Here is a 7,780-nt window from a genome sequence, read left to right as displayed (position 1 = left end):
GCGTGCCCCTGAATCCGGGACGGATAAAGCTCTATAGAAAAGGTATAGGTCGCGCCCTAAAAACTCCGCGGCCCGGCCGGAGCCGGGCCCAAGACCCCTTTCCGAAGCCCGGTTCGGCGAAACTTGGCGGCGCAATTCGCTGGACTCCGAAACCATGGCAATGTCAACCAGATCGCAATCGCCGGTAACGCTGCACACCGAGCGGCTCATCCTGCGCCCCTTTGAAACCGCCGACGTCGATGACGTGTTCGAATACGCCCGGGATCGCGAGTTTGGCCGCTTTCTGGCAGTGCCGGTCCCCTACGCCCGGGAGGACGCCGAACGTTATGTGGAGATCCAGGTCAAGGCCGACTGGTCGAAACTGGCCAGCCTGGCCATCACCTACCGGGGCAGCGTCGTCGGCGGCATCGATCTGAGGATCGATCCCCCCGAGCGAAATGCAGGGATGGGTTATTCGGTGGCCCGGCCCCTGTGGGGCAGGGGACTGGTCACCGAGGCGGCCGCGGCGGTCATCGGGCTGGCATTCGAGAGTTACCGGTTGCACAAGGTATGGGCTCATGCCGACGTCCGCAACCGGGCGTCCTGGCGGGTGATGGAAAAACTCGGAATGAGCCGCGAGGGGCTGCTCCGCGAACACCACATGGTCCGCGGCGAACCCGGCGACGTTTACAGCTACGGCATCCTTTACTCGGAATGGCAGCGCTCCCGCTGACCGGCCGCGCGGCGGCCGGATCGCCCGCGGGTCGGGGCGCGGTCCCCGGCTAGGTTAAAAACCTCCAGGGAAACTGCTCGCGCCCAGCTGTATCGAGGCGAAAAGTCCAAACTCCAAGATGAACAAGCCGACCCGCACGACGATCGCCAAGACCGAGGCGGTCGCCAATGGCGGCATGGTGGCCAGCAAAGACCGCCGCGCCACCGCGGCCGGTCTGGCAATGCTCGAACTGGGCGGAAACGCGGTCGACGCCGCCGTGGCGGCCGCATTCGCGGTCGGAGTCGTCGAACCCGGATCCAGCGGCATCGGCGGCGGCGGCTACCTGGTCTATCAGGTCGACGGCCGCGGCGGCGTTTTCGGCTTCCAGATGAAGGGTCCGGTCAATGCCCGGCCCGACATGTACACCCTCACCGGGGAAGTCGCGGTCGGCAGTTTTGGCTGGCCGGGCGTGGAAGGCGACGCAAACCTCCAGGGGGCGCGCTCGATCGCCGTACCCGGCGCGGTGGCGGGGCTGTGCGAGGCCCAGGCGCGTCTGGGCAGATTGCCGCTCGCCGAGGTCGTCGCCCCGGCGATCGCGCTGGCCCGTGATGGATTCGTTCCCGGCTGGCACGCCCTCTACGCGCTGGGAATGGCCGTACCCAAGCTGCTCGGGTCGGAGGAACTTGCCCGCACGTTCCTGCCCGACGGGCAGTTGCCGGCTTCCGAACCCGGCGCCGAGGTGCGCCTGCGGCAGGGCGATCTCGCCAACGTCCTCGAGGAGATCGCCGAGCGGGGGCCGGCCGGTTTCTACCGCGGTGACGTGGCCAGCGCGATCGTCGCCGGTGTCGCCGACGCCGGCGGGATCCTCACCGAACTTGACCTGGCCGAATACCGGCCCTACCACTGGGACCGCGGCCTGGAGATCGCCTATTCATCCCGGACCGTGCGGGTGCCGCCGTTCGCGTGCGCCGGCACCACCTCGGCGATGACCCTGAAGCTGTTCGAGCTGAGCGGCGGTCCGGAACTGGGCCACAACAGTCTCGACGGATTGCACGCCTACATCGCCAGCGCGCGCCTGGCCTACGCCGACCGCTACGCCTACATGTCCGACCCGGAGACGGTCCAGGCTCCCTGGCGCGGCCTCGTCGCCGATGGGTACCTGGCCGAGCGGGCCGCCCTCATCGACCCGCGGAAAGTCCCGGTGTTCGAACCCGGCGACCCCTGGCAGTTCGATGACGCGCCGCCGGGGCCCAGATTGCCCGCCAGCGCACCGGCATTCGACGCCGGGACGACCCACCTCTGCGCAATGGACGGAGACGGCAATGCGGTCTCGCTGACCAACACCCTGATGGCCAGTTTCGGGTCCGGATTCATGTCGCCGGGGACCGGCGTGGTCCTGAACAACGGAATGATGTGGTTCGACCCGGTTCCGGGCCGGGTCAATTCCATCCAGCCCGGCAAACGGGCCCTGAACAACATGACCCCGGCGCTGGTGCTGGGTCCGGAGGGGGCGATCATGGCGGTTGGGGCCTCGGGCGGACGCCGCATAACCAACTGCGTCACCCAGCTCATCTCCAAGGTAGTGGATTTTGGGATGGGGCCACAGGAAGCCATCGATTCGCCTCGGGTGGACTGTTCGCTGCCCGAAACGGCGCTAGACCCGCGCTTTGCAGAGGAAATCGTCGCCGGGCTGCGGAGCCGCGGACACCGCATCAACGTGAACGGCGACATGGACCTGGCGGAGGGTTTTTCGAGTTTTGCCAGCCCGGTGGCGATCGTCGCCGACGCCCGCGCGGGCTTCCGGGCCGGCGTGGACACCTTCCATTCCGCCCACGCCCAGGGCATTTGAAGTAGCCGACCTTAAACCTTCTAATAGGGCGCGCTCAATTCGATCCCGCGCGCTAACCGGGGGGCAGATTTGTCGGTAATCGAAGAACTCCTGGCCAACAACGCCCGGTTCGCCGCGGGCTTCGAGCATGGCGACCTGGCATCGCCGCCGGCGCTTCGGCTGGCGGTCGTTACCTGCATGGACGCCCGCCTGGACGTCCACCGGTTCCTGGGAATTGCCGAAGGCGACGCGCACGTGATTCGCAACGCCGGGGGCATTGTCAGCGAAGACGCCTTGCGATCCCTGGTGATCTCGCAGCGATTGCTGGGAACAACCGAAATCGCGGTCATCCACCACAGCGACTGCGGAATGCTCAAATTCCGCGACGATGACGTCAAGGATCAGATCGAGGCCGAAACCGGGCTGCGGCCCCCGTTCGCGCTGGGCGCGTTCACGGATCTTGAAGACGACGTGCGCCAATCGATCGCTTTGATCCAGGCCAGCCCCTTCATCCCGCACAAGGACCGGGTGCGGGGATTCGTCTATGACTGTGCCACCGGCGAATTGAGCGAGGTCGGCCAATTCAAGGATTCCACCGGCTGACCGGCCTTCGCCAATTGGCCGGAAATAGCCAAAGCACAATCGGGCCGGCGGCGCCGGAAAGCCCAGGAACGAGAGCCACATGAACTCCGAAGAGCTCTGCTACGCCACGATCGAGGAACTCGCTCCGCGTCTGGCCGCGGGGGATCTTTGTCCAGTCGAATTGACCCGCGCCCAGCTGGACCGCATCGCGGCCATCGACGGGGCCTGGCGAAGCTATGCGACCGTTATGGCCGAGTCCGCCCTGGAAGCGGCCGACCGGGCGAGGCAGGAAATCGCCAGCGGCCGATACCGAGGGCCACTGCACGGAATCCCGATTGCGGTCAAGGACCTCTGCTTCACGCAGGGCACGCGCACCATGGGCGGGACCAAGGTTCTGGAGGACCTGGTTCCGGATTTCGATTCCACCGTGGTTGCCAGGTTCAAATCCGCCGGCGCGATTCTGCTGGGCAAGTTGAACCTGACCGAGGGAGCGATGGGCGGTTACAACCGCGCCCGCCAGATTCCGCTCAACCCCTGGGCGCCCGACCGCTGGACGGGGGCGTCGTCGAGCGGCTCGGGCGTCGCGACCGCCGCCGGACTTTGCTACGCCTCGCTGGGCAGCGACACCGGCGGCTCGATCAGGTCGCCGGCCGCCGCCTGCGGGATAACCGGGCTCAAGCCCACGTGGGGACGGGTGAGCCGCTACGGGGTGCTCGACCTGGCCCAATCGCTGGACCACGTCGGGCCGATGACGCGCTCAACCTGGGATTGCGCGGCGGTGCTCGAGACTATCGCCGGCGACGATTCCAACGACGCTACGACGCTGCCCGAGCCCGCCCCGGCGCTGCTTGACGAGATCGCTGCCGGAATCGCCGGCCTCCGGGTCGGGTACGACCCTGGATACGCCACCCGAGACGTGGACGAGCGGATCGCCGCCGCGGTCGCCGAATCGGTCAGGGCCCTGGAGGCATTGGGCGCCGAGATCGTGGACGTCGAACTGCCCCCGATCGACCCGTACACCCTTGTCTGGCCCACGCTCTGTTCGGTGGAGGCTCTAGCCGCTCACGCCGAGACTTTTCCCAGCCGGGCCCGGGACTACGGACCCTGGTTCCGCGGTTGGTTGGAGCTTGGGGCTTCGAAGTCGGCGGTCGAGTACGCAGAGGCTTGTGATCTGCGCGCCGAACTGACCGGATTGCTCGCCCGTGCATTTGACGGAATCGACATGCTCGCTTGTCCCGCAGGTGGAGACCTGCCACATCCGGTTTCGGAAGAATCCCTCTACGACGGACCCATGGTCGATCACGGTCCGGTTCGCCGGCGGTTCGCCGCCCCCTGGGACATGAATCGCGCCCCGACTCTCACCCTGCCCAACGGGTGGACCGAAGAGGGCCTGCCCACGGCCCTGCAGCTCGTCGGGTCGCCCGGGGACGAAGCCGTCCTCTGCCGCGCCGGTTACGCCTTCGAGCAGGCGACCGATTACCGGCGCCACCCTTCGGTCTAGACCCCTGGAACCGCTCCCGCCTCCCCGGCCGCCGCGATGAAACACCTGGACGGTCCGGTGCTGCCGAAACTGATCGGGGCGCGCGTCCGACGCCGCGAGGACCCGCGTCTCGTGCAGGGTCAGGCCGCCTACGTAGACGACCTCAAACTACCCGGCATGCTGCACGCCGCCTTCAAGCGGTCCGAGATCGCCCACGGGAACATCCGCGTCATCGACACCAGCGCGGCCGAATCGATCAGCGGGGTCGAGCTGGTTCTTACCGGCGCGCAGCTGGCCGAACACATCGGCCCGATACCGCGGGTGTCCGCTATCCGCGCGCCCAACCAGCATCCGCTGGCCATCGACCGGGTGCGCTACGTCGGCGAGCCGGTGGCAGTGGTGGTTGCCGCCGACCGCTACATCGCCGGCGACGCGGTCGACGCAATCCGGATCACGTACGAGGAACTGCCGGCCGTGGTCGATCCGCACGCTGCCGTCGCCGAGGACGCGGTCAGATTGCATGAAGGGTTTGAGCGCAACATCGCGCTCGACCGCTTCCGCGGGGGAACCCCGGTCGATCCGGCGACCGCCCGCGAGGGCGACGACGATGCAGTCGCGGCAGCGTTCGCCGGCGCTGACGTCGTCGTCAAGCAGTCGATGCTCAATCAGCGCCTCGCGCCGAGCGCGACCGAGCCGCGCGGCGTGGTCGCCGAATTCGATCACGGTCGCGATTACCTGACCATCTGGAGCTCGACCCAGGCCCCGCACCTGCTGCGGTCAATGGTGGCCAGGGTTCTGGGTCTGGGCGAACACCAGGTACGCGCGATCGCCCCGGAAGTGGGCGGCGGCTTTGGGGCCAAAAAGGTCTACGGGGAGGATCACGTCGTGGCCGCGCTGTCCCGCATCGTGCGCGCCCCGGTCAAGTGGATCGAGGACCGCACCGAGGCGTTCCTGACCACGTCGCACGGGCGCGATATCCACGGCGACATCGAAATTGCGGCCCGGCGCGACGGTTCGATCCTGGCTGTGCGAGCCAAACTCGTCGCCGACATCGGCGCCTATCAGGCGCTGATGACAGCCGCGATCCCGACCAACGCCGGCCGGATGATCAGCGGCGTCTATTCGATTCCGCTGATCCACCACGAGTTGACCGAGGTATTCACCAACAAGACCCCGACCGACGCCTATCGCGGCGCCGGCCGACCGGAGGGGATCTACTTCCTGGAACGCGCCGTTGACATGCTGGCCCGCGAGCTGGAAATCGATCCGGCCGAAATCCGACGCCGCAATTTCGTTGCAACCGACCAGTTCCCTTACCGGACCGCCACCGGCCTGGTCTACGATTCGGGCAACTACCGTCTAAACCTGGAGCTGGCGCTTGAGATTGCCGGGTGGGACGCGCTGATGGCCGAACGCGACGCCGCCCGCGCCGAAGGCCGCATCGTCGGCGTGGGCCTGGCCTGTTTCGTCGAGATCTGCGGCCGTGGTCCCTCGGCCCCCGGAGGGACCGGCGGCTGGGAGCACTCGGCGGTGACGGTCGAGCGCGGCGGGAAGGTCAGCGCCACCACCGGAACGACTTCCCACGGCCAGGGCCACGAGACCACGTTCGCGCAAATGCTGGCCGACCATTTCTCGATTCCGATCGAGGACATCGCCATCCTGCACGGCGACACCGGGGTGGTAAAGCAAGGCGTGGGGACCTTCGGGAGCCGCTCGCAGGCCGTAGGCGGGACCGCGCTGCTGAAGGCCGCCCAGAAGGCCGGCGCCAAGATGAAGCAATTCGCGGCCGCCCTGATGGCCGACGACGAGGTCGAAACCGCCGATCTGGAGTTCGCCAACGGACGCATTCAAGCCGCCGGCCGACCGCAAATCTGGCGCTCGTTCGCCGATGTGGCCGACTTTGCCTACATACCGGTACCGCTGCCGCCGGGACTGGAACCCGGGCTTTCCGAAGAGGCGTTCTTCGAGCCCGAGAACAACACCTACCCATTCGGGTGTCACATCTCGATGATCGAGATCGACCCCGGAACCGGTGTTCCCAAATTGCTCAAGCTGACCGCGGTCGACGACTGCGGCAACGTGATCAATCCGCTGATAGTCGAAGGCCAGATCCAAGGCGGACTGGCGCAGGGAATCGGCCAGGCGATGTTCGAAGAGGTCGTGTTCGACCAGGACGGACAGCCGCTGACGGCCAGTTTCATGGACTACGTAATGCCGCGGGCGGCCGACCTGCCAGTATTCCAACTGGCCAGAACCGTGACCCCGACCCCGTTGAATCCTCTCGGCGCCAAGGGCGTCGGCGAGGCCGGCACCATCGGAGCGGCGCCATGCTTGGCTAATGCGGCGGTCGACGCGCTCGCCCCGTTCGGGGTTCGACACGTCGAAATGCCGCTGCGACCCGAACGCCTATGGCGCCTCATTCAAGCGGGCCGCCGCCGTGCCTGACACCGGCCGCGACCGATGGCCGTCGCGGACGCGGCGACCCGCAAATTGGGTCAACCGCACGTTTTGGCCATCCGTCGACGAGGACCGCTGAGCCCGGTCGGAACATCGCCCGAACCGGCCCTGTTCGAGCGGGCATAAGGGGTCAGCGGCCACCTTTAGAATCGGGGCGCCCAACCGGGAACCCGGGCTACTTCGGGCCGGTTGAGACGGGATTTCGGCTCCCGGGTCGGCCGGCCTAATCTGGCCTACGCGGGTTTATTGGAAGTTGCTCGGCGGTGGGTGCCGGGAGGAGGGGTTTGGCGGTGCAGATCAGCGGCGAGCACCAGTTTGCCGGACCGCGCCCTTTGCTGTACCAGATGCTCCTGGATCCCGAGGTCCTGGCCGCCACGCTGCCCGGCGTGCAGAGCTTCGATGAAGTCGGACCCGACACTTACGAGTCCAGCATGCGCGTGGGGATCGCCGCCGTCCGCGGCACTTACCAGGGACGGGTAGAGGTCTCCGAACGGGTTCCCGAGGAGTCCTTCCGCCTCCGCATCGAAGGCTCGGGCCGACCCGGCGGCGGGACCGCCGACGCGCGGGTGCGGCTGGAGGAGGCCGGCAATCAGACGGTCATGCACTATCAGGCCGAGGTCCGGGCCAGGGGCACGATCGCCCGCCTCGGCAACCGGCTGATGGGCGGAGCCGCCCGGCTCCTGATCGGTCAGTTCTGCAGGGCCATCGAACAACGAATTGAGAAAAGCGCCGCCTAGGCGGC

The 7,780-nt window shown here is 67.3% G+C and carries 6 protein-coding genes; all 6 read left to right on the top strand.

The window, feature by feature from the left end; genetic code table 11:
- The first annotated feature begins 154 nt into the window (after positions 1 to 154).
- On the top strand, positions 155 to 712 hold the full coding sequence (locus F4X41_08000) for a GNAT family N-acetyltransferase (protein MYB16956.1): 558 nt from the start codon (positions 155 to 157) through the stop codon (positions 710 to 712).
- A gap of 118 nt (positions 713 to 830) precedes the next feature.
- Positions 831 to 2,540 (top strand): hypothetical protein, encoded by a 1,710-nt coding sequence (locus tag F4X41_07995; GenBank protein MYB16955.1) that lies wholly within the window; start codon positions 831 to 833, stop codon positions 2,538 to 2,540.
- 69 nt (positions 2,541 to 2,609) lie between these two features.
- Positions 2,610 to 3,122, top strand: a complete 513-nt coding sequence (locus F4X41_07990; protein ID MYB16954.1) for a carbonic anhydrase — start codon at positions 2,610 to 2,612, stop codon at positions 3,120 to 3,122.
- A gap of 79 nt (positions 3,123 to 3,201) precedes the next feature.
- Positions 3,202 to 4,602: an amidase gene (locus tag F4X41_07985; protein MYB16953.1), complete on the top strand. Its 1,401-nt coding sequence runs from the start codon at positions 3,202 to 3,204 to the stop codon at positions 4,600 to 4,602.
- A gap of 36 nt (positions 4,603 to 4,638) precedes the next feature.
- Complete coding sequence (locus F4X41_07980) at positions 4,639 to 7,026, top strand: molybdopterin-dependent oxidoreductase (protein MYB16952.1); 2,388 nt, start codon at positions 4,639 to 4,641, stop codon at positions 7,024 to 7,026.
- Positions 7,027 to 7,328: 302 nt separating this feature from the next.
- Entirely contained in the window at positions 7,329 to 7,775 is a 447-nt protein-coding gene (locus F4X41_07975) for a carbon monoxide dehydrogenase subunit G (GenBank protein MYB16951.1), read from the top strand.
- The last annotated feature ends 5 nt before the right edge of the window (positions 7,776 to 7,780 follow it).

The organism is Chloroflexota bacterium, assembly GCA_009840625.1.
Classification (GTDB): Bacteria; Chloroflexota; UBA11872; order UBA11872; family VXNJ01; genus VXNJ01.
This window is presented reverse-complemented; position numbering and strand designations above follow the sequence as displayed.